Below are 19749 nucleotides of genomic sequence, written 5' to 3'. Positions count from 1 at the left end.
ATCGGGTTAGGCTCCTGGGTATGTACTGGTTCCTGCTCTTCCTCGCGGTGGTGGCGGTGTGGCTCCTGGTCCTCGCCCTGCTCGGGATCAGGTTGTGGGGCCAGGGCAAGGCACTGACGCGTGAGTTGGTCGCCGCCCAGTCCAAGCTGGAGGCAGCGCAGTCCACGGCCGGGTCTGGACAGACCCGTGAGGACGGCTGAAACCCGGCGTAGTATTCGGCCACGAACTCAGGCTCGAGTCCCGAGTTGATGTTGATGGGAAAGGGAGATCGACATGGCAGCACCGCTCCTCGGTATGCCCCAAGGCGCAGAGTGGCTCGTCATCCTCGCGATCGTCGTGCTGCTGTTCGGTTCGGCCAAGCTGCCGGCGCTGGTGAAGCAGCTCGGCAAGTCGAAGAAGATCTGGGAAGAGGAGGTCGGCCCCAAGAAGAAGGACGGCGAGCTGACCGAGAACGCCTCCCAGCCTCCGGCGCAGCAGGCGGCCCCGCAGCAGGCCCAGCAGGCCCAGCCGCAGGCGAACCAGGCGCCGGGCGACGGTCTGCCGCCGACGCACACGGCCAACTGAGTAGAACGCCCCACTCGTGTCAATGGTGAAGTTCGGGCGGCGGAAGGAGAAGGACCGCCACCCGAGGGACCCAGAGGGTCGGATGACCCTGCGCGAGCACATTGTCGAGCTCCGGAACCGGCTGCTCTTCAGTGTGCTCGCGATCGTGGTGTGCACCGTGATCGGCTGGATCTTCTACAACGACGCGTTCAAGTTCCTGACCCAGCCGTTCCACACCAGCGTCGGCGACATCGCCCGGGAGCAGGGCAAGGAGCCGATCCTGACGTTCCCCGGTGTGGGTGACGCGCTGACGTTCCGGATCAAGATCTCGGCGTTGTTCGGTCTGGTGCTCGCCAGCCCGGTCTGGCTGTACCAGCTGTGGGCGTTCGTCGCGCCCGGTCTGCACCGTAACGAGCGCAAGTGGGCCTACATCTTCTCGGGCATCGCGGCGCCGTTGTTCGCCGCCGGCATGGCGGTCGCGTACTGGACGCTGCCGAAGGGCATCGCGATCCTGATCAGCTTCACGCCGCTCGACATCCAGAACCTGATCGAGCTGCCGACGTACCTGGACTTCGTGATCCGGACGATGCTGGTGTTCGGTGTCGCGTTCCTGATCCCGTTGGTGGTCGTGCTGCTGAACATGGTCGGTGTGGTGCCGGCGGCGGCGCTCGCGAAGTTCCGGCCGTACATCATCCTGGTGATCTTCGTGTTCGCGGCCGTCGCGACCCCGTCGGGTGACCCGTTCACGATGTGTCTGCTGGCGATCCCCATGTGCGTGTTGTTCTTCGCGGCCGAGATCATCTCGCGGATCAACGACAAGCGTCGCAAGGTCCGCAGCGACGAGCTCCTGGCCGACTAGTGAGTAGACGTGTCGCGCTGGTGGTCAACCCCACCAGCGGTAGGGGTCGTGGTGCGCGGATCGCGCCGGTGGTCCGCGAGCGGCTCGCCGGCGCCGGCCTGGTCGTCGACGTGCACGCGACGACGTGTGCGGACGACGTCGGCCGGATCTCGGCCGAGGTGGTCGCGTCCGGTGCGGACGCGGTCGCGCTGATCGGTGGCGACGGCACTGTCCACCTCGGCGCCCAGGTGCTGGCGAACTCCGGGATGCCGTTCGGTGTCATCCCGGCCGGCACCGGCAACGACTTCGCCCGCGGGATCGGCGTACCGCTGAAGGACCCCGTGGCGGCGGCCGATCTGATCGTGGCGGGGAGGACCCGGGCGGTCGACCTGGCGGTCGCGAAGGACCGGTTCATCACGACCGTCGTGGCCGGCGGCTTCGACTCGCTCGTCAACAAGCGCGCGAACGCGATGAGTTGGCCCAAGGGCAGCTCCCGCTACACGGTCGCGACCCTCGCTGAGCTCCGCACGTTCACCCCGCTCGAGTACGTCGTGACGGTGGACGGCCAGGTCATCGAGACCAAGGCCATGCTCGTCGCGGTCGGCACCGGGCCGACGTACGGCGGGGGACTGCAGATCTGCGCCGGCGCCGAGATCGACGACGGCCTGCTGGACGTGACGATCATCGAGCCGGTGTCCCGGCTGACCCTGCTGCAGCTGTTCCCGAAGCTGTCCAAGGGCACCCATGTCGGTCATCCCCGGGTCCGCACGCTGCGCGGCAGCTCGGTCCGGATCGAGTCGCCGGGGATCACGGCGTACGCCGACGGCGAGGTGCTCGGGGCGCTGCCGGTCGAGGTCGGGATCGCTCCGGCGGCACTGACCGTCTTCGGCTGAGCGGAAACCGTAACAGTCCGAGCTGTTCTCATCTCCGGGCTTGGTCTGATAGGAAAGCTTCCTAACAGTTTATTCCTCGGACGCCCCTCGGAGGACACCCATGGAGAACCGCCCCACCCGCCGGTCCGCCCTGCTGCTCGGCCTGTCGCTGGCCACCGTTCCGGCCGCCGGCCTCGCCGTCGCGCGGTACGCGCCGTCCGCCGACGCCGCCGCCGCCGCCGTAGTGCCGGGTCAGCTCAAGGCGACCGGGCTCGACGATCCCGCGAAGAAGGAGATCGCGATGCAGATCGTCTGCAGCGCGGAGAACTCGTCGCTGGACTGGAAGGCGCAGTACAAGTACATCGAGGACATCGACGACGGCCGCGGCTACACCGCGGGCATCATCGGGTTCTGCTCGGGCACCGGCGACATGCTCGACCTGGTCGAGCTGTACTCGGACCGCAAGCCGGGCAACGTGCTGGAGAAGTACCTGCCGGCGCTGCGGAAGGTGAACGGCAGCGACTCGCACCAGGGCCTGGATCCGAACTTCACCAAGGACTGGCAGACCGCGGCGAAGGCCTCGGCGTTCCAGGGCTGCCAGAACGACGAGCGCGACCGGGTGTACTTCAACCCGGCCGTCAAGCAGGGCAAGGCCGACGGGATCGGCACCCTCGGACAGTTCTGCTACTACGACGCGATCGTCATGCACGGTGACGGCGACGACGCGACCAGCTTCGGTGGGATCCGCAAGCGCGCGCTGGGCAAGGCCAAGCCGCCGTCGCAGGGTGGCAACGAGACGACGTACCTGAACGCCTTCCTGGACGCGCGGGTCTGGGCGATGAAGCAGGAGGAGGCGCACAGCGACACCAGCCGCGTCGACACCGCGCAGCGCGTCTTCCTCCGCAACGGCAACTTCAACCTCAACACCCCGCTGGACTGGAAGGTCTACGGCGACCCGTTCCACATCGGCTGAGGATCGCTCACGGCGTGACCTTCGGCTCGGTGCGGTCCGTCCGGTGATCGGCTTCCGCGTGCTGTCGCAGCATCGACAGTGACGTGGCGAGCTGGTCGAGAACCGGCGCGGGCAGCACCGAGCCGACCCATGTCCGCAGTTCCGCCTCGACGGTGGGCTTCGCGGCGTTCAGGACGCGTTCGCCCTCGTCGGTGAGGGCGACCAGCGAGGACCGCCGGTCGTCGGGATTCGCGGTACGCCGGACGCGCCCGGCGGACTCGAGCCGGTCCACGGCCTTGCTGGTGGCGCCGACCGTGATCGCCATCTCGCGGGCGATGTCGAAGACCCGGGTCGTCCCGTGGGCGTCGATGAAGCGCAGGAACTCGAACTGCCCGAGCGGGAGCTCGTGCTCAGCCTTCAGCCGGACGTCGAGGACGTTGTAGAGCCGTGTTTCCAGGCGGACCAGATCCGTGAACAATGCTGTGAGATCAGTCACGGGAATTAGATTCCTCGGAATGTAGTTGGTGAGAACTATATTCCTCGGAATCTATCACCAGGAGACGGACCCATGAGCGCTGAAGAACGCGAAGCAGCACGCGGCATGATGCAGAAGGGCGAGATCGGCCGGTCGCCGGAGGAGCAGCGGGCCGAGTTCGATGCTCTGTTCGCCAGCCGACCGCTCGGCGACGACGTGACGCTGGCCGAGCGGACGCTGGGCGGCGTACCGGCGCTGGACGTGAAGGTCGAGGGCGCGGATCAGGTCGGCGTGATCCTGTACCTGCACGGTGGCGGGTACGTGATCGGCTCGGCGCGGACCGGTGCGAACCTGGCGGCGCCGTTGTCCCGGCGGAGTGGCGTTCCCGCGGTCTCGCTGGAGTACCGGCTGGCGCCTGAGCACCCGTTCCCGGCGGGGATCCATGACGCGCTGGCGGCGTACCGGGAGTTGGTCGAGAGCGGCCAGACTGTGGTGATCGCCGGTGATTCGGCCGGTGGTGGGCTTGCGCTTGCGACGCTGCTCGCGGCCCGGGCGGAAGGGCTGCCGCAGCCTGCCGGTGTGGTGCTGTTCTCGCCGTGGACCGATGTCGCGCTGACCGGTCCGAGTATCGACGCGCGCGGCGACTTCGACCCGCTGTTCAGCCGCCCGCAAATGGCGGAGTCCGCCGAGCTGTACCTCGGTGGGGCGGATCCGCGGAACGAGCTCGCCAGTCCGGTCCTCGCGGACCTGAAAGGCCTGCCGCCACTGCTCGTCCAGGTCGGTACGGCGGAGGTGCTGCTCGACGACTCGCTCCGCCTGGTGGCCCGCGCCGCGGAGCAAGAGGTGGACGTCAGCCTTGACGTGGTGGCGGGCGCGCCGCATGTGTACCAGTACTTCGCCGGCCTGATGCCGGAGGCCGACGAGGCGCTCGACCACGCCGCGACGTTCATCCAGAACCGCCTGCGCGACAAAACTGTAGGTGGCGTCGCATAGATTGGGGGCATGAGCACTCCGTCCGAGAAGTACGCCACCTTCCGCTCGGACCAGGAGCATCCCGCCGTGAAGGAATTCCGGGGGCTCTACGACTTCGAGCTGGACGAGTTCCAGCTCCGCGCCTGTGCCGCCCTCGAGGACGGTCACCAGGTGCTGGTCGCAGCGCCCACCGGATCCGGGAAGACGCTGGTCGGCGAGTTCGCCGTCCACCTGGCCCTGCAGCGCGGCCAGAAGTGCTTCTACACCACTCCGATCAAGGCGCTCAGCAACCAGAAGTACGCCGACCTCGTCAGCCGCTACGGCTCGGACAAGGTCGGCCTGCTCACCGGTGACAACTCGGTCAACTCCGAGGCCCCGATCGTCGTCATGACGACCGAGGTGCTCCGCAACATGCTGTACGCCGGATCCAGCACCCTGCTCGGCCTGTCGTACGTCGTGATGGACGAGGTGCACTACCTGGCCGACCGGTCCCGCGGCGCGGTCTGGGAAGAGGTGCTGATCCACCTGCCGGACTCGGTGAGCGTGGTCTCGCTGTCGGCGACCGTCAGCAACGCCGAGGAGTTCGGCGACTGGCTGGAGACGGTCCGCGGCAACACCGTGGTCGTCCTGGAGGAGAAGCGGCCGGTGCCGCTGTTCCAGCACGTGATGGTCGGGAAGCGGCTGCACGATCTGTTCGCTGGTGAGGCGCCGACCGCTCGGGTCGGCGTTCCCGCGAAACCGGCCAAGTCCGGTAACCCGGCGAAGGCGGCCGCGAAGGCCGACCTCAGGGATCTGGTGAATCCGCAGCTGGTGCGGATCGCGCGGGACGACAACCGGATCTTCCGCGACGACTCGCGCAAGCCGCGACGCCGTCGCGACCTCCCGAAGGGCCGGCCCTCGAAGAGCCACTTCACGCCGTACCGGTCGGATGTGGTGGAGGAGCTGGACGCCGGTGCGTTGCTGCCGGCGATCTTCTTCATCTTCTCCCGCAAGGGCTGTGAGGACGCGGTCGTGCAGTGCCTGCGGTCCGGGCTGCGGCTGACCAAGCCGTCCGAGCGGGACGAGATCAAGCGGGTGGTCGCGGAGCGGACCGCCGACCTGCCGGACGAGGACCTCGGCGTGCTCGGGTACCACGACTTCGCCGAGGCGCTCAGCCGCGGCATCGCGGCGCACCACGCGGGCATGCTGGCGGCGTTCAAGGAGGTCGTCGAGGAGCTGTTCGCGCGCGGCCTGATCAAGGTCGTGTTCGCCACCGAGACGCTTGCCCTGGGCATCAACATGCCGGCGCGCACCGTCGTCCTGGAGAAGCTGTCCAAGTGGAACGGTGAGGCGCACGTCGACATCACGCCGGGGGAGTACACCCAGCTCACCGGGCGCGCCGGGCGGCGCGGGATCGACGTCGAGGGGCACGCGGTCGTGCTCTGGCAGCCCGGGTTCGACCCGCGGGAGGTCGCCGGCCTGGCGAGCACCCGGACGTATCCGCTGCGGTCGTCGTTCTCCCCGTCGTACAACATGGCCGTCAACCTGGTCCGCCAGGTCGGGCGGACTCGGGCGCGGGACATGCTCGAGCTGTCGTTCGCGCAGTTCCAGTCCGACCAGGCCGTGGTCGGGCTGGCGCGGCAGGTGCAGCGCAACACCGAGGCGCTCGAGGGGTACAAGGAGTCGATCGACTGCCACCTCGGCGATTTCCTTGAGTACGCCGATCTGCGCCGGCGGATCGGTGAGCGGGAGGCGTCGGGTTCGAAGCGGCGCAAGCTCGACCGCCGGGTCGAGGCGCAGGAGTCGATCGAGAAGCTGCACACCGGCGACATCATCCGGATCCCCGCCGGCCGTAGTGCGGGCTGGGCGCTGGTGCTCGACCCGGGGATGCGGTCCGAGCGCGAAGGGCCGCGGCCGACTGTGCTGACGTTGGACCGGCAGGTGCGCAAGCTGTCGATGGTCGACTTCCCGACCCCGGTCGAGGCGATCGGCGTGCTGCGGATCCCGAAGAAGTTCAACCCACGCAACCCGCAGCAGCGCCGCGAGCTGGCCCAGGTACTGCGGACCCGGACCGATCTCCTGGGTGAGGACGGACCGCCGTCACGGGCCCGTGGCAAGGATGTCGTCAGCCACGCGGACGACCCGGAGCTGCAGGAGATGCGGGCGCAGTTGCGTGCGCACCCGTGCCACGGGTGTTCGGATCGCGAGGACCACGCCCGCTGGGCGGAGCGGTACTTCCGGCTCGACCGGGAGAACCGTGACGTGCAGCGGAAGATCGAGCAGCGGACGAACACGATCGCCCGCCAGTTCGACCGGGTCTGCCAGGTGCTGGACGCGCTGCACTACCTGGACGGCGACAAGACGACCGAGGCCGGCGACCGGCTGGCGCGGATCTACACCGAGCTCGACCTGGTCGCGGCCGAGTGCCTGCGGCAGGGTGTCTTCGACGATCTCACCGTGCCCGAGCTGGCCGCGTGCCTGGCCGCATTGGTCTACGAGTCGCGGTCGAAGGACGAGCCGACGTCACCGCGGTTGCCGCGGGGCGACGTACGGCTGGCGCTGGAGAAGATGGGGTCGATCTGGCGGGACCTGTCGGCGCTGGAGCGGGACATGCGGGTCGACTTCCTGCGGTCGATGGACCTGAACTTCTGCTGGCCCGCGTTCCGGTGGGCGTCGGGTGCTTCGCTGGCAGAGGTGCTGTACGAGTCGGATCTGGCCGCTGGTGACTTCGTCCGCTGGGTGAAGCAGCTCATCGACCTCACCGAGCAGATCGCCGACGCCGCCGGGGCGACGCCGCTGCGCAGCACGGCCCGCGCCGTGGTCGACCAGATCCGCCGCGGCGTCATCTCCTACGCCACGGTGGTCGACTAACACACCACCCCAACGCCACCACCCCAGCGCCACCGCTGGCTGGCGCACCAGTCTTGCGCTACACCCGCGGCGGGGATGAATCTTTCGAGATCGCCTGGAAAACAAGGGATTCGTGGGAGAACTGTCGGTGGTGGTGAGTAGGGTTTTCGGTATGGATGTTTTCGGTGGGCGGTCGGTGGTTGCGTTGGGCAACCATGAGCTGCTGCCTGCGCTCGATGAGCTGGACGCGGAGATCATCCGGTTGCAGGGGATTCGGTTGCAGGTTGTCGCGCGGGTGGAGGAGAGCGGTTACGCGCAGGAGGTCGGTGCGCGGGACACGGCCGAGTTGCTGGCGTTCCGGCATCGGCGGGACCGGTCGGAGGCGTGGCGGGACGTGCGGCTGGCTCGCGCACTGCCGAAGTACGCGGCTGTCGATGCCGCGCTCACCGCGGGGATCGAGTCCGACGGAATGGTGCTGCCGATGCAGACCGCACAGGCGGCGGCGATCGTGGCCGAGCTCGAGCGGGTCCGTTCGCGGGTGCCGGTGGAGGACCTGGATATCGCCGAGGCCCAACTGGTGTCGCTGGCCGCTCATCTTGCTCCGAAGGAGCTGCGGTCCGCGGCCAAGCAGCTCTGCGACCTGCTCGACGCGGATGGTCCGGAGCCTGCAGAGCAGAAGGCGTACGCCCGCGAGTCGCTGACTCTGGCCGCGGCTGAGAACGGCGTGAAGTTCAGAGGCTACCTGGCCAACGAGAATGCCGAACTCCTGCGTGCCGTCGTCCATGCCGGTGCCCGCCCCCACAAGACCGTCGACGGCGAACACGACCCCCGCTCGCGCGACAAACGCCAGGCCGACGCCCTCACCACGGCGCTCACCATCGCCGCCAACGCCTGGGACACCAACACGGCTACTCCCGGGCAGGTGCCCGGGCACGGCGCCAAGGCGAACATCACCGTCACCATCGACCTCGACGACCTCAAGTCCGCGACCGCCACCGCCGCCGCGACCGCCACGGCTCATGCCACCGGTCAGACGGTGTACGGCGATGCCCTGTCCGCTGCGGTCATCCGTCGCTTGGCGTGCGATGCGAACGTCATCCCGATGGTCCTGGGTTCGAACTCCGAGCCCCTGGACGTCGGTCGCCGCGAACGCCTGGTCACCAAGGCGATGCGGCACGCGCTGAACGCCCGCGACCGCGGCTGCGTAGTGTGTGCTGCACCGCCGGTGATGTGCGATGCCCACCACCTGATCCCCTGGCTCGACGGCGGCGTCACCGCCCTCACCAACCTCGCCCTGCTCTGTCGCCGCCACCACGTCGACCTCCACGCCGGCCGCTGGACCATCACCATCACCAACGGCCAAGCTCACCTAACCCGCCCCACCTGGGCCACCCGATCACCTGCAGTCCCTGCCCAACCTGCAGGCCCAGACCCCACCCGACCTGCTGGTGTGCGCGCGGCCCGACCTCCTGGCGCGGCTCGCACCCAAGCTGGAGATGCGGATCCTGCCCGGTCTGCTGGTGTGCGTGCCGCCGGCTGTGATTCGGCGGTCGGCAACTGCACCACGCCGTTCGACTCTCGCGGGTCGACAGGCGGTCCTTGGGGCGACGCAGATTTGGCCGCTCCGCGGGCCGGCCGTTGGAAGGCTGACGGAGCTACCCTCAGTGCCGCGGCTCGGTTCGCTGTTTGGGGTGAGCGCAGCGGCACCGAGTCCGACACCGGGCCACCGTGCTTCGCAACCATCTGAGTCCCTCGGCTCAGGTCGGACGAGAGCTACCAGCACACGGTCGCCGCCCACCCCGCGAACCCGACCACGCCCGACCACGCCACCCGCGAGCCCAGCCGTGTCTTGTGAGCCGGTTGAGCTGAGACGGGTTGGTTCTGTGCGGCGGAGTAGACCTCTTGGGTGAAAGACTTTCCGGGTTAGGTGCCCCCTGCGTTGGAGTTGAAGGAGAAGACGTTCGTGGAGTTGTCGCGGCGGAGTTTGGGGAAGTTGGCTGTTGCTACTGGTGCTACCGCTGCGGTCGGTACCGGGGCCGGTTATCTGATCGGCCGGCCGGCTGATGCGGCGGCCACCTGGAAGACGACGGGTACGGCGGTGTCCTCGCTGGCCGGGTTCGACAGCCAGATGAAGTCGTTCATGCAGGCCCGTGGCATCACGGGCGGCCAGGTCGCCGTGACGTACAAGGGCCGCCTGGTGCTTGCCCGCGGCTACAGTACGTCGACCGCGCTGACCGTGCAGCCGACCTCGCTGTTCCGGATCGCGAGCCTGTCGAAGTCGCTCACCGCGGCCGCGATCGTGAAGCTCGCGCAGGACGGCAAGGTGAGCCTGTCGACACCGGTCGCGAACATCATCGACATCACGCCGGCGACCGGGCTGACGCGGGACCCGCGCTGGTCGCAGATCACGTTGTGGAAGGTGCTGCAGCACATCGGCGGCTGGGACCGGGACGTGTCCGGCGACCCGGAGTGGAAGGACGCCACGATCTCCCGGACGCTCGGCGTACCGATGGAGCTGCACCAGGCCGACGTGATCAAGTACATGGCCGGCCAGAAGCTCGACTTCAACCCGGGCGCGAAGTACGCGTACTCGAACTTCGGCTACACGCTCGCCGGCCGGGTGATCGAGAAGGTCAGCGGGCTGAGCTACGAGCAGTACGTGCAGCAGAAACTGCTCGCGCCGTTGAAGATCAAGCGGATGGCGCTCGGCTACTCGATCGCGAAGCACAGCGGCGAGACCTCGTACGAGTCGCAGTACTCCGGGCCGACCGTGCTCGACATGTCGGGGAAGAAGGTGCCGGCGCCGTACGGGACGTTCAGCATGCGGATCCAGGACGCGAACGGCGGCTGGATCGCGAGCGCCCCGGACCTGGTGCGCTGGGCGAAGATGTTCGACGCGCCGTCGAGCGTCCTGAACAGTACGTCGCTCGGCCGCGTCTGGTCGAAGCCGTCGACCGGCGTGAACTCCGATGGCTGGTACTACGGCCTCGGCTGGCAGATCCGCCCGGTCACCGGCGGCACGGGGCGCAACACCTGGCACACCGGCAGCATGCCCGGCACCTACACGCTGCTGGTCCGGACGAGCGGTGGGCTGAGCTGGGCCGCCCTCTTCAACCGCCGCGACGACGCGAGTGGCAAGTCGTACGGCGACATTGACGCCGCCATGTGGACCGCGGCCAACGGCGTGAAGACCTGGCCCACCCACGACCTGTTCCCGCAGTACTTCAGCTAGAACATCAACGCCCGGAAGTGTGGGGTGCTGATCTGGGCCTCCCCGGCCATCTCGGTCAGCACCTCGCGCAGGGTGTCGATCGCCGCGTCGCCGAGCCGTTTGCGGAGGCGGCGTTCGTAGGACTGGTGGAACTTGCGGGCCGCGGCGAGTGCGTCGCGGCCGCGGTCGGTGAGGTGTAGGAGACGCGCGCGGGCGTCGGACGGGTCGGGGCGGCGTTCGACGTACCCGCGGCGTTCCATGTCGTCCACGATCTGGCTCGCGCCCTGTTTCGTGATCTCGAGCCGCTCGGCCAGGCCGCTGATCGTCATCGGGCCGGCGGACAGCGTCCGGAAGACGAATCCGTCCCACCGGCCCTGGTCCTCGAACCCGAGGCCGGCCACGTGTCCGCGGAGTTCGCGGACGAACTCCTGATCCGCGAGAAGTAACAAGATGCCCAGATCAGGCTTGCCCGAGTGCGTCATACCCGCCATGATAGTCAAGCTGGCTTGGTCAAGTCAGCTTGACTAAATCGAGGGGGAACGATGCATGTGACACATGCGGCCGACGCGCCGCGCTTCCAGCGGCCGGGAGTCGAGTTCACCGGGCTGGCAGCGCCCAGCCGAGGGTCGGCGGGACTGTGCACCTGGCGGCTCACGGTCGACCCCGGGCACGGCGGCGACGCGCCGCACACGCTCGACCGGGACGAGGTGTTCATGGTGCTCAGTGGCACCGTCCAACTCGCTCCGGACGGCGACAAACTCGGTCCGGGCGACGCGGTCGTCGTACCGGCGGGTGAGCCGATCTCGCTGACCAACCTCGGCGAGGACAAGGCGGAGCTGTACGTCGCCATCACCGCGGGCTTCACCGGCTACATGGCGGACGGGACGGCGGTCCAACCGCCCTGGGCCCAGTAAACGGCCCAGTAGGCGTCAGCAGCGCCGGATCGGTGCCGTGTACGTCGTCTTGCTCGCAGTGGCGACGTAGTAGTCGGTGACCCAGCTCCCGTCACTCAGGCGGTCCCAGACTGCCGTAGTACCGACTCTCGAACCGGCCTGCTGGCAGCTGATCCACGCCAGCGAGCCGACGGGCAGCGTGCCCGGGTACTTCGCGTACGACGTACCCGGGCCGTGCCGGCGTGACAGACCGTCGATGGTGGTCTGGAACGGGAAGCTGCAGCCGGGGATCGGTGCGCTGTACCCCGGTTTGCTCGGCGTGCGCGTGTAGTAGTCGGCGATGTAGGTGCCGTCGATGAGCTTGTTCCAGACCGTCGTGGTACCGATCTTCGGTCCGAAGGTCTGGCACACGATGCGGACCCCTGCGTTCGCTGCGATCGTGGAGCGGACCGGGTACGCCGTCGAAGGTCCGCTGTACGAGTGGACCGTCGTACGGACGCTGTAGTGGTACGCGACGCTGGCGACCGGTGCGTCGAAGCGGTCGTTGTCGATATTGAGGGTCACGCCGCCGTACGTCTCGGTGTGGTCGCCCCGGTACTGCTTGCCGCGCTGTCCGACCGCCCAGAACGTGTTGGGCACAGTGGGCCAGTTGGTGAGGGAGCTGTTGTTGTCCCAGCGCGCGATCCACAGTGCGTCGGGACGCGCGTAGGAGCTGGAGTTGTACGCCGCTGCGAGGTCGGGCGCTCCCGAGTTCTGGTGACCGTAGACGCCGGAGACGTACCGCTGCCGGTGTAGCTCCGTCGTCCAGGCGGACAGGTAGTGCAGTACGGCGGAGCGGCAGACGGCGTTGGTGTTGTCGTAGTGCTCCATGTCGTTGTAGATCGCACTGCTCGGCAGAATGCCCAGCGCCTTGGCCTTGGCGACCGCATCGTCCGCGTCGCGGGCCGCCTCCCGGTTCGGCGCGGTCGTGGACATCTTGTACTTCCTGGTACCGCAGGGGGCCTGGAGACCGAGATAGATGGGGACGAGCCGCCAGCCCATCGCGGTCACCGACGTGATCCAGGAAGCGGTGAGCTGTGGCTGGGCACAGCTGCGGTTGACCCCACCGATGTAGATACCGATCGCCTTGTACGGCGAGGCGCGCCACGCGGTCATCGTGGCGAGCGTCGGCGCGGTACAGGTGTCGAACGCCAGACCGGTGAACCGGGTCGCGGAGGTGCCGGAGTTGTAGGTGATCGGCGTCGTGGGCTCGGCGAACACGGGGTCCGCAGGCCCGGCCACCAGCACGGCGAGCGCAGCCACCACAACCTTGACCTTGACCACGGCGGTCACCCCCAGCCCTCAGTACACGCTGAGTGAGCCGTCGGCGCCAGTCCTGCGTCGATGCCCGTCCGCGCGCTAAGTTGAGCCCAGAACCGAGTTGGGAGGACCGATGCCGGAGATTGTGGAAGTCGGGGAGCGTCCGTACGTCGCGCTGCGCGGGAAGGTCGCGATGAACGGGATCGCTGCGTTCGCGGACCGGATGCGCGAGGTGATCGACTGGCTGGCGGCCAAGGAGATCGCACCGAACGACGCTCCGTTCTTCAAGTACGACGTGGTCGACATGGACGCCGGTCTGGTGCTCGAGATCGGGTTCCCGGTGGACGACCTGCACTCGGGTGAGGGCGAGATCGTCACCGGCGTACTCCCGGCCGGCCGGTACGCGCAGGTCAGGTACCACGGCCATCCCGACGGACTGCTGGGTGCCACGAGTGACCTGCTGGCGTGGGGCGCCGAGCAGGGCGTGGAGTGGGACGCCAACGGGGACCAGTGGGTCGCGCGCCTGGAGATCTACCGCTCCGACCCGCGTGAGGTCCCGGACATGAACGACTGGGATACCGACCTCCAGTTCAAGCTGAAGGACTGACGGCGTGCCGACTGTCCTCGCTGGGGTCGGTCGGCTCGACGGAGAGCGGATCCGGCATGTGGCGTCGCCGCTGATCGAGCTCGGCTGTGCCCTGCACGTGCTGGCCGAGCCCTCGCACCACGACCGGGTCGAGTGGGCAGCGTCGGTACCGCTGTCCGCTGACCTGCGCGCTGAGCTGTCGCAGTGGTCGTGGACCGTGCGCGCGGTCCGGGCCCGGTTCTTCGCCACCTCTACGGCGACCGGTATGCCGTCCTGGTCCGACGAGGTCGCCGCGCTGCGCTCGCGTCCACCGGAGGAGGTGGCGGCCGAACTGGTCCGGCCGTTGCGTGGTCGCCCGTTGAGCAGCCGGCACGTCGACACGGACGCCGTACTGCACTGGGCTCGCAGTCGCGGCCGGTCCGTTGCCGCGCTGGTCGAGGCGCTGCTGACCGATCCCGCAGAGCCCGTACGGCGTTTCGTCGACCTGCTGGACGCGTGTTGGCAGGAGTGGTTCGGGGACGTCTGGGACTCGTCGCGCGACGCACTGGCGGCCCGCGGGCGGCACGATCGTGACTTGGCGATCCGCGACGGTGCCGGGGCGATGCTGTGCTCGCTGGACGGTTCGATCGCGGTGCGGGACGCGGACAACATCGTCGTACAGAAGGTGCAGAGCAAGCGGATCGATGTCGGGACGCGCTCGCTGTTGCTTGTGCCGAGCAACTACATCGCGCCGCACCTGTTCCTCGGTGAGATCCCTGGCGAGCCGGTGACGGTGATCTATCCCGCTGACGGGCGAGCGGCCGCCGTACCGACTGCGCAGCAGATCCGCGCTCGCCTCGATGCGCTCGCGTCTCCCGATCGTCTCCAGGTCTGCCGGGCCGTCGCCAGTGAGCCCCGTACCGCCGGCGAGATCGCCGCGCTCTGGGGCCTGCACCCGACCCAGGTGACCCGCCACCTGCGCGCCCTCACTCGAGCCGGCCTCGTGACGGCCGAACGCCAAGGCCGCTTCGTCGCCTACCGCCTGGACAACACCGCGCTGACGACGTTGGGCACGGATCTCCTGACCCTCATCCTGCGCTGAGCTGACGGAAGTCGGCAATCCACCGGGTACGGCGGCCGGTGGCTTGTTGGATGAGCGGTTGTGACCACCCAACTTTCGCCCGCCGTCCGGAGACTGATCGCCGCGACCCTGGTCAACACCGTCGGGAACGGCATCTACGCGGCTGTCGGCGCGCTGTACCTGACCCGGGCCGTTGGCCTCTCCGTCGGTCACGTGGGGATCGGACTGACCGTGGCCGCGTTGATCGGCCTGGCCGCCAGTACGCCGCTCGGCGTGGTCGCGGACCGTCTCGGCCCCCAGCAGACGTACGTCGCGTTCCTACTCCTGCAGGCGCTGACGATGACTGCGTTGACCCAGGTGCGCTCGTTCGGGCTGTACGTCGTGGTCGCCGGCCTGACCGCGATCGCCGACTCCGGTCAGCGCGGCGCCAAGGGAGCGTTGATCGCCGGCCTGGCACCGCCCGGCCGACGCGTGCGGACCCGCGCGATCCTGCGGGTGGCGACCAACATCGGGATGGGCGTCGGCATGGCGGCGGCCGGCGCGGTCCTGGCCGTCGACCGGCGGGAGGTGTACGTCGTGGCGCTGCTGGCGAACGCGGCGACGTACGTCGTGACCGCCGGGCTGGTGCGGTTCGGGATGCCGGCTGTCGCGCAGGTGCCGTCCGCAACTGGTCCCTCGGGCCTGACCGCTGTACGGGACCGCCGGTTCCTGGTGTTCGTCGGACTGGACGGCGTACTGAGCATGCATGGCGCGCTCGCGCAGGTCGGTATCCCGCTCTGGGTCGCTACCGCGACCGATGCGCCCCGCTGGTTGATCTCTGTACTGCTGGTTCTGAACGCGGTCGCGGTCGTCCTGCTGCAGGTCAGGCTCGCCCGCGGCACCGACCGGATCGCGGGCGCTGCGCGGGCCGGGCGGCGAGCCGGGTTGTTGCTCGCGCTCACCTGTCTGGTGCTCGCGCTCACCGACGTGACGTCCGGCGCGCTGACGATCGGGTTGCTGGTCGTGGCTGCGCTCGCGCACGTCGTGGGCGAGATGCTCCAGTCCGCCGGCGGGTGGGGGATCAGCTTCGAGTTGGCGCCGCCGGGGGCTCAGGGGCAGTACCAAGGCACGTATGCGATGGGCCACCAGATCGGCGACCTCGTGGCGCCGTTGGTCATCACGACGGTTGCCGTCTCCTGGGGCTGGCCGGGCTGGTTGCTGACCGCAGCGGTCTTCCTGGTCGCCGGTCTCTTCGTCCCGGTCGTGGTTCGGGAGCCCTCGACCGGCTACGAAGCCGCAGAGGTCAGGCTGCCAGTGGTTTGAGGAGGTCGCGGAGGGCTCGGGCGGCGGTGAAGCCGGCGCGGTTGGCGCCGATGGTGCTGGCGGACGGTCCGTAGCCGACGAGCTGGATGCGTGGGTCGGCGACGGTGGCGGTGCCGTTCATCCGGATGCCGCCGGACGGTCCGCGGAGGTGCAGCGGCGCGAGGTGGGCCAGGTCGGCGCGGAAGCCGGTCGCCCAGAGGATCGTGTCCACCGCTTCGCGGCGGCCGTCGGCCCATTCGACGCCGTCCGGGGTGATCTTGGAGAACATCGGCAGCCGGCTGTAGACGCCACGGTCCCAAGCGGCCTGCTCCTGCTGACGAAGGTGCAGCCCCGTCACGCTCACAACGCTGCGCGGCGGGAGACCGGCGCGGACGCGTTCCTCGACCCGAGCCACCACCTGACGCCCGTACTCCGGGCTGAAGTCTTCACCGGTACGCCATTCCGGCGGGCGGCGGGTGACCCACGTCGTGGTGGCGACCTCGGAGACCTCGGCGAGCAACTGGACGGCAGAGGCGCCGCCACCGACCACGAGCACGTGCTGCCCGGCCAACTCGGCGGCTCCTCGGTAGTCGGCGGTGTGCAGTTGCCGGCCCCGGAAGGTCTCGATCCCCGGATACCAGGGGATGAAGGGCCGATCCCACGTCCCGGTCGCATTGACCAGCGCGGCGGTCTCGTAGGTTCCGTTGGACGTCTCGAGGGCGAACCCTTCGTCCGCGTTGTGCACGCTCTCGACCGTCACCGGCCGCAGCACCGGGAGATCGAAGCGCTTCTCGTAGTCCGCGAAGTACGACGGCACGAACGCGTTCGCCTGCTCCGCACCGGCACTCGGCGGCACCGGTACACCCGGCAGGTTCGCGATCCCGTGCACGTCGTGCATCGTCAACGAGTCCCACCGGTGCTGCCACGCGCCACCAGGCCCCTGGTTCTGATCGAGCACGACAACCTCGTCGTACGGCGTGAATCCCAGCCGCACCAGGTGGTACGCGGCCGACAGCCCCGCCTGTCCCGCACCGATCACCGCTACCTCGAGCACACCATCACCAACACGCGGTGCGGCCAGTGTCTTCCCGGCTACCGTGACGAGCATGGACCTCACCGCGGTGTACGGCTTCCGGATGGACTGGCTCGTCAGCTTCGTCGCCGTCACCCGGTACGGCGGTTTCTCGGCGGCTGCCAAGGCGGTCCATCGTGGTCAGTCGCGGATCAGTGAGCACGTGGCGGATCTCGAACGCGCCCTCGCCGTACAGCTCTTCGATCGCGGTGCGCACCCGCCGCGCCTGACGCCCGAGGGCCGCGCACTGCTGCCGCGGGCCGAGGAGATCCTGCGCGGCGTACAGAACCTGTCCGCCGGGGGAGACGTCCGCTTCGGCGCCTACCCGAGCGCCGCGGCCTGGCTCTTCCCACAGGTCGTACGGCGCCTTCCGGACAGCATCCGGCTGCTGCTCGTCGAAGGCCCGAGCATCGACCTGGAGGCCGCGCTGGTCCGCGGCGACATCGATCTCGCCATCCGTCCGGTGCACCCACTGGTCACCGACGAGTCGTTGACGCACCAGATCCTCTGGCGCGAACCCCTCACCGCGGTATTTCCGGAGAACCACGCGCTGGCCGGCAAGGAGTCAGTCACGCTGGAACAACTGGCCGAGCTCCCACTGATCTCGATCGGCGAGAGCGACGGCCCCAGACAGTTCGAGTCGCACCTGGCTTTCGCCTCGAAAGGGCTCGCGCCAGAGTTCGTGTTCCGCACCAACCAGCCGCAGACCTTGCTGTCGCTGGTGCGCCATGGCCTCGGCGTTGGGGTGACCAACCAGTTGGCAGTCACCACCGCCAACCTCACCGGCGTGCGGCTGGTACCCATCCACGACGCCGGTGTCGAGCGTCAGGTGGCGCTCTTCACCCGGCGCGACCACCCGTCGTCCCCGGCGTTGCTCGAGGTCATCGAGGTGGTTCAGCGGATGAACTGGTCGACGTAGTCGGCGCCCAGGCCGTTCGCGCCGTAGTGGTCCCGGCACAGCTGGATCTTGGTGAACGTGTCCTCGTAACCGATCTGGTTGCCGGCCTCGTCGACGTAGATCATCGCGCCGGAGATGTTGAAGAACGTGATCATCTCCGTGCAGTCCTCCGGGACGCGCAGGGTGTGGATCTCACCCGGCGGCTCGTACACGAACGCCCCGGTGTCCGCGACCCAGTCGTGCTCGTCGTACTGCCACTTGCCCTTGATCACGTAGCCGAAGACGGCGCTCGGGTGCCGGTGCCGGGAGACGATGCCGGCCCGGGTGACCTTGAGCAGGTTGCACCACTGGCCGGTGATCGTGTTCAGCATCAGCGGCCGGAACCACACGTCGGGCGCCTGCGGCACCCAGAGCCGATCGTCGTCGGGGACCGCCTGGACGGCGATCTCGGGTGGGACACCGGTGGAGACCGGGATCATCGAGTTCTCCTCACATGCTCAGGTAGCCGCCGTCGACGGGGACGACGGTGCCGGTGACGAAGCCCGCGTCCGGCCCGGCGAGGAACGCGATCACTCCCGCGACCTCGTCGGGGGTGCCCCACCGAGCCATCGGCGTACGCGACAGGATCCGGTCGGACGCGACCGGGTCGGACTGCAGTGCGGCGGTCAGGTCGGTGGCGATCCATCCGGGTGCGACCGCGTTCACCCGGATGCCGTCGGCGGCCCAGGCGACCGCCAGCGACTTGGTCAGCTGCACGATCCCGCCCTTGGAGGCGCTGTACGCCGGAACCAGCGGCCCACCGAAGTAGCTCAGCATCGACGCCACGTTGACGACACAGCCACGACTCGCGGCGAGCAGTCCGTACGCCGCCTCGGCCGCGCGCATCGCCCCGGTCAGGTTGATCTCCACGACCTCCCGGAAGACCTCCGGCCGGTGCTCGTCCCCGCGCCGGATGACGCCGGCCGCGTTCACGAGTACGTCGAGACTCCCGAGCGACCCGATCAGCTCCTCGAGCGCGCCGTCGGCTCGCAGGTCGAGCTCGACCTCCGACGGGCCCGCTCCGAGCCCGGCCGCGACGACGTGCAGTCCGTCCGCGGCGAGGCGCCGTACCGCGGCCGCGCCGATGCCACTGGTGCCGCCGACGACCAACGCTGAGCGCATTGTCATGCCCGTCATGGTCGCGGGGAGCCGGCGGTCGCGGCAAGGAAAACCCGGAGGACGGATCGGTGCGATCCGCCCTCCGGTACCCGGCTTCCTCCCGGCCCGGTGCCGAACGAGAGTCGGCACCCAGCCGGTGGGTCAGCCGGCGCTCACGTCGATCCGCCGGTGGTACCGCTGGCCGGCCTTCCCGCCGATCAGCGCCGCGAGCAACGTGATCACCACGGCCGCGATCAGCGCCACCACGCCGCCCGAGGTCAGCGTGTCGGTGGCGATCGGGATCGACGGCAGGTCGACCCGGCCCAGTACGTCGTACTGCGAGCCCGCCAGCGCCGCGACACCGGCGACGACCACGGTCACCACGACACCGATCATCCAGACGCCGAAGCCCTGCCGGCCACCGTCGAAGCGTGCCAGCCGGCCGGCGACGTACCCGCCGTTGTAGTACCCGATCGCCAGGATCACCAGCAGCACCGCGCCGGAGACGATCCCGATCGTGTCGGCGTTCGCGTTGTTCCAGGCGATCGGTCGGGCGTAGTCGATCGCCGCCGCGATCGCACCGGCGATCCCGGTCAGCAGCGTGGTCAGACCGATCGCGACCAGCCAGCCGAAGAACGCCGCCCCGCCCTTGTACCCCCGGTAGGCCGGATCCACCTCGGCCGCGGGCGACGCGTCGCCGTCGGCGCGGTGCCGACTGGACGGCGGGTCCCCGTCGTCCTCGTACGTTGCGGCCGGGTCCAGCCGCTCGATCCGCGTGTCTTCCTGGTGCTGTTCCTGAATCATTGTCAGCTTCTCCTCACCGGACAAGCC

Annotated in this window: 21 protein-coding genes; 14 read left to right on the top strand and 7 right to left on the bottom strand. The window is 68.9% G+C overall.

Annotated features, from left to right (window positions below):
• The first annotated feature begins 20 nt into the window (after positions 1–20).
• The 5 genes from ACWGID_RS26990 to ACWGID_RS26970 all read left to right on the top strand — a co-directional run bounded on the left by ACWGID_RS26990 (position 21) and on the right by ACWGID_RS26970 (position 3226).
• Positions 21–200, top strand: coding sequence for a hypothetical protein (locus ACWGID_RS26990; protein WP_452201111.1), 180 nt, complete (start codon positions 21–23; stop codon positions 198–200).
• A gap of 73 nt (positions 201–273) precedes the next feature.
• A complete protein-coding gene (locus ACWGID_RS26985; protein WP_452201109.1) occupies positions 274–564 on the top strand; it encodes a twin-arginine translocase TatA/TatE family subunit in 291 nt (96 codons plus the stop codon).
• An 82-nt stretch (positions 565–646) separates the two neighbouring features.
• Positions 647–1402: a twin-arginine translocase subunit TatC gene (tatC, locus tag ACWGID_RS26980; RefSeq protein ID WP_452201107.1), complete on the top strand. Its 756-nt coding sequence runs from the start codon at positions 647–649 to the stop codon at positions 1400–1402.
• Positions 1402–2274, top strand: coding sequence for a diacylglycerol/lipid kinase family protein (locus ACWGID_RS26975; RefSeq protein WP_452201105.1), 873 nt, complete (start codon positions 1402–1404; stop codon positions 2272–2274). The genes tatC and ACWGID_RS26975 overlap by 1 nt, the downstream gene beginning before the upstream one ends.
• Before the next feature lie 100 nt (positions 2275–2374).
• Positions 2375–3226: a chitosanase gene (locus ACWGID_RS26970; protein WP_452201103.1), complete on the top strand. Its 852-nt coding sequence runs from the start codon at positions 2375–2377 to the stop codon at positions 3224–3226.
• 7 nt (positions 3227–3233) lie between these two features.
• On the opposite strand, the gene ACWGID_RS26965 is transcribed toward ACWGID_RS26970, so the two are convergent.
• Positions 3234–3701, bottom strand: a complete 468-nt coding sequence (locus ACWGID_RS26965; protein ID WP_452201101.1) for a MarR family winged helix-turn-helix transcriptional regulator — start codon at positions 3699–3701, stop codon at positions 3234–3236.
• 72 nt (positions 3702–3773) lie between these two features.
• On the opposite strand from ACWGID_RS26965, the gene ACWGID_RS26960 reads away from it, so the two are divergent.
• From ACWGID_RS26960 to ACWGID_RS26945, 4 genes are all read left to right on the top strand, one after another.
• Positions 3774–4673 (top strand): alpha/beta hydrolase, encoded by a 900-nt coding sequence (locus tag ACWGID_RS26960; protein ID WP_452201099.1) that lies wholly within the window; start codon positions 3774–3776, stop codon positions 4671–4673.
• Between the two features lie 9 nt (positions 4674–4682).
• Complete coding sequence (locus ACWGID_RS26955; RefSeq protein ID WP_452201097.1) at positions 4683–7502, top strand: DEAD/DEAH box helicase; 2820 nt, start codon at positions 4683–4685, stop codon at positions 7500–7502.
• Positions 7503–7653: 151 nt separating this feature from the next.
• On the top strand, positions 7654–9228 hold the full coding sequence (locus ACWGID_RS26950; RefSeq protein ID WP_452201095.1) for a DUF222 domain-containing protein: 1575 nt from the start codon (positions 7654–7656) through the stop codon (positions 9226–9228).
• A gap of 192 nt (positions 9229–9420) precedes the next feature.
• Positions 9421–10713 carry a serine hydrolase domain-containing protein gene (locus ACWGID_RS26945; protein WP_452201093.1) on the top strand — a complete coding sequence of 431 codons (1293 nt, stop codon included), beginning with the start codon at positions 9421–9423 and terminating at the stop codon, positions 10711–10713.
• Here ACWGID_RS26945 and ACWGID_RS26940 read toward each other — a convergent pair.
• A complete protein-coding gene (locus tag ACWGID_RS26940) occupies positions 10710–11174 on the bottom strand; it encodes a MarR family winged helix-turn-helix transcriptional regulator (protein WP_452201091.1) in 465 nt (154 codons plus the stop codon). The two genes, ACWGID_RS26945 and ACWGID_RS26940, sit on opposite strands and share 4 nt — an antisense overlap.
• Positions 11175–11234: 60 nt before the next feature.
• Between ACWGID_RS26940 and ACWGID_RS26935 the strand changes: the two genes are divergently transcribed.
• The gene (locus tag ACWGID_RS26935) at positions 11235–11606 is read left to right on the top strand and encodes a cupin domain-containing protein (RefSeq protein ID WP_452201089.1); all 372 of its coding nucleotides are present in this window, start codon (positions 11235–11237) and stop codon (positions 11604–11606) included.
• 15 nt (positions 11607–11621) lie between these two features.
• On the opposite strand, the gene ACWGID_RS26930 is transcribed toward ACWGID_RS26935, so the two are convergent.
• A complete protein-coding gene (locus ACWGID_RS26930; RefSeq protein WP_452201087.1) occupies positions 11622–12917 on the bottom strand; it encodes a glycoside hydrolase domain-containing protein in 1296 nt (431 codons plus the stop codon).
• Positions 12918–13017: 100 nt separating this feature from the next.
• Here ACWGID_RS26930 and ACWGID_RS26925 point away from each other — a divergent pair, with 100 nt between their 5' ends.
• The 3 genes from ACWGID_RS26925 to ACWGID_RS26915 are packed head-to-tail and all read left to right on the top strand — an operon-like array spanning position 13018 to position 15832.
• Positions 13018–13491 carry a GyrI-like domain-containing protein gene (locus tag ACWGID_RS26925; RefSeq protein WP_452201085.1) on the top strand — a complete coding sequence of 158 codons (474 nt, stop codon included), beginning with the start codon at positions 13018–13020 and terminating at the stop codon, positions 13489–13491.
• A 4-nt stretch (positions 13492–13495) separates the two neighbouring features.
• Entirely contained in the window at positions 13496–14551 is a 1056-nt protein-coding gene (locus ACWGID_RS26920; protein WP_452201083.1) for a DUF5937 family protein, read from the top strand.
• A 60-nt stretch (positions 14552–14611) separates the two neighbouring features.
• A complete protein-coding gene (locus ACWGID_RS26915; protein ID WP_452201081.1) occupies positions 14612–15832 on the top strand; it encodes an MFS transporter in 1221 nt (406 codons plus the stop codon).
• Here the strand turns inward: ACWGID_RS26915 and ACWGID_RS26910 are convergent.
• Complete coding sequence (locus ACWGID_RS26910) at positions 15813–16919, bottom strand: FAD-dependent oxidoreductase (RefSeq protein WP_452201079.1); 1107 nt, start codon at positions 16917–16919, stop codon at positions 15813–15815. The genes ACWGID_RS26915 and ACWGID_RS26910 overlap by 20 nt on opposite strands.
• Here ACWGID_RS26910 and ACWGID_RS26905 point away from each other — a divergent pair.
• Positions 16918–17802 carry a LysR family transcriptional regulator gene (locus ACWGID_RS26905; protein WP_452201077.1) on the top strand — a complete coding sequence of 295 codons (885 nt, stop codon included), beginning with the start codon at positions 16918–16920 and terminating at the stop codon, positions 17800–17802. The genes ACWGID_RS26910 and ACWGID_RS26905 overlap by 2 nt on opposite strands.
• Here the strand turns inward: ACWGID_RS26905 and ACWGID_RS26900 are convergent.
• The 3 genes from ACWGID_RS26900 to ACWGID_RS26890 all read right to left on the bottom strand — a co-directional run bounded on the left by ACWGID_RS26900 (position 17778) and on the right by ACWGID_RS26890 (position 19722).
• Complete coding sequence (locus tag ACWGID_RS26900) at positions 17778–18260, bottom strand: 2,4'-dihydroxyacetophenone dioxygenase family protein (RefSeq protein WP_452201075.1); 483 nt, start codon at positions 18258–18260, stop codon at positions 17778–17780. The genes ACWGID_RS26905 and ACWGID_RS26900 overlap by 25 nt on opposite strands.
• A 10-nt stretch (positions 18261–18270) precedes the next feature.
• A complete protein-coding gene (locus ACWGID_RS26895) occupies positions 18271–18948 on the bottom strand; it encodes an SDR family NAD(P)-dependent oxidoreductase (protein ID WP_452201073.1) in 678 nt (225 codons plus the stop codon).
• A 132-nt stretch (positions 18949–19080) separates the two neighbouring features.
• The gene (locus ACWGID_RS26890; protein WP_452201071.1) at positions 19081–19722 is read right to left on the bottom strand and encodes a hypothetical protein; all 642 of its coding nucleotides are present in this window, start codon (positions 19720–19722) and stop codon (positions 19081–19083) included.
• Positions 19723–19749 lie beyond the last annotated feature (27 nt).

The organism is Kribbella sp. NPDC054772, assembly GCF_053611945.1.
Note: the sequence above shows the minus strand (reverse complement) of the source record. Positions and strands in the feature narration are given on the sequence as shown.

What these genes read in the sequence shown, in the direction of transcription:
- ACWGID_RS26925 (WP_452201085.1), top strand. Translation starts at nt 13,018, where the DNA reads ATGCCGGAGATTGTGGAAGTCGGGGAGCGTCCGTACGTCGCGCTGCGC.
- ACWGID_RS26905 (WP_452201077.1), top strand. Translation starts at nt 16,918, where the DNA reads ATGGACCTCACCGCGGTGTACGGCTTCCGGATGGACTGGCTCGTCAGC.
- ACWGID_RS26950 (WP_452201095.1), top strand. Translation starts at nt 7,654, where the DNA reads ATGGATGTTTTCGGTGGGCGGTCGGTGGTTGCGTTGGGCAACCATGAG.
- ACWGID_RS26970 (WP_452201103.1), top strand. Translation starts at nt 2,375, where the DNA reads ATGGAGAACCGCCCCACCCGCCGGTCCGCCCTGCTGCTCGGCCTGTCG.
- ACWGID_RS26940 (WP_452201091.1), bottom strand. Translation starts at nt 11,174, where the DNA reads ATGACGCACTCGGGCAAGCCTGATCTGGGCATCTTGTTACTTCTCGCG.
- ACWGID_RS26990 (WP_452201111.1), top strand. Translation starts at nt 21, where the DNA reads ATGTACTGGTTCCTGCTCTTCCTCGCGGTGGTGGCGGTGTGGCTCCTG.
- ACWGID_RS26910 (WP_452201079.1), bottom strand. Translation starts at nt 16,919, where the DNA reads ATGCTCGTCACGGTAGCCGGGAAGACACTGGCCGCACCGCGTGTTGGT.
- ACWGID_RS26890 (WP_452201071.1), bottom strand. Translation starts at nt 19,722, where the DNA reads ATGATTCAGGAACAGCACCAGGAAGACACGCGGATCGAGCGGCTGGAC.
- ACWGID_RS26960 (WP_452201099.1), top strand. Translation starts at nt 3,774, where the DNA reads ATGAGCGCTGAAGAACGCGAAGCAGCACGCGGCATGATGCAGAAGGGC.
- ACWGID_RS26895 (WP_452201073.1), bottom strand. Translation starts at nt 18,948, where the DNA reads ATGACAATGCGCTCAGCGTTGGTCGTCGGCGGCACCAGTGGCATCGGC.
- ACWGID_RS26985 (WP_452201109.1), top strand. Translation starts at nt 274, where the DNA reads ATGGCAGCACCGCTCCTCGGTATGCCCCAAGGCGCAGAGTGGCTCGTC.
- ACWGID_RS26955 (WP_452201097.1), top strand. Translation starts at nt 4,683, where the DNA reads ATGAGCACTCCGTCCGAGAAGTACGCCACCTTCCGCTCGGACCAGGAG.
- tatC (WP_452201107.1), top strand. Translation starts at nt 647, where the DNA reads ATGACCCTGCGCGAGCACATTGTCGAGCTCCGGAACCGGCTGCTCTTC.
- ACWGID_RS26935 (WP_452201089.1), top strand. Translation starts at nt 11,235, where the DNA reads ATGCATGTGACACATGCGGCCGACGCGCCGCGCTTCCAGCGGCCGGGA.
- ACWGID_RS26900 (WP_452201075.1), bottom strand. Translation starts at nt 18,260, where the DNA reads ATGATCCCGGTCTCCACCGGTGTCCCACCCGAGATCGCCGTCCAGGCG.